Raw genomic sequence first — 690 nt, 5'->3', positions numbered from 1 at the left:
AGTTCCGAGGCGCGGCGGCGGATTTCCTTCGCCGACGGGCGTGACGGCCCGTGCCGGACCTTGAGTCCGAAGCCGATATTGTCGGCGACCGTCATATGGCGAAACAGCGCGTAGTGCTGGAAGACGAAGCCGACATTGCGCTCCTGAATCGACTTTTGAGAGGCATCCTCTTCGCCGAAGAAGATCTTTCCGCGGGTCGGCCGCTCCAAGCCGGCAATCAGCCTGAGCAGCGTCGTCTTGCCGGAACCGGAAGGTCCCAGCAGGGCGATCAGTTCTCCCGACTTGATGTCGAGCGAAACGTCGCGGAGGGCCGGAAACCGCTCAAACTCCTTGCGCACGTTGGCAACGCGAACTTCCATGCAAATCCCTTTTGTAGTTGATGCATGCCGTTATCCCAAAACCGGTTCCCACTTTTGGGCGACATCAAATCTTTGTTTTATGCATGTCGTTGTCCAAAAACCGCTACACACTTTTGGGCGACATGCATTTGTCAGTGTCCGCGCGTCGCGGCGATCTCGGCGCCGTAGCGCATCTCGAGAAGTGTTTTCAAGACCAGCGTGACGAGCGCCAGGCCGGCAAGCAGCGAAGCGACGGCAAAGGCGGCGGCGGCATTGTACTCGTTATAAAGGATTTCAACATGCAGCGGCATGGTGTTGGTTAGCCCGCGTATGTGGCCCGACACGACCGAGA

At 58.4% G+C, this 690-nt stretch carries 1 protein-coding gene and 1 pseudogene; both read right to left on the bottom strand.

Going from position 1 to position 690, the window contains the following annotated elements; all coding sequences use genetic code 11:
- Positions 1-359: ATP-binding cassette domain-containing protein (locus NKI24_RS35855; RefSeq protein ID WP_352750939.1), on the bottom strand; the 359-nt coding region annotated here is incomplete at its 3' end.
- A 131-nt stretch (positions 360-490) separates the two neighbouring features.
- Positions 491-690: pseudogene (cysW, locus tag NKI24_RS35850) on the bottom strand (sulfate/thiosulfate ABC transporter permease CysW); the annotation flags it as partial.

The organism is Mesorhizobium sp. M0701 (assembly GCF_040320365.1).
GTDB lineage: Bacteria > Pseudomonadota > Alphaproteobacteria > Rhizobiales > Rhizobiaceae > Mesorhizobium.
Note: the sequence above shows the minus strand (reverse complement) of the source record. Positions and strands in the feature narration are given on the sequence as shown.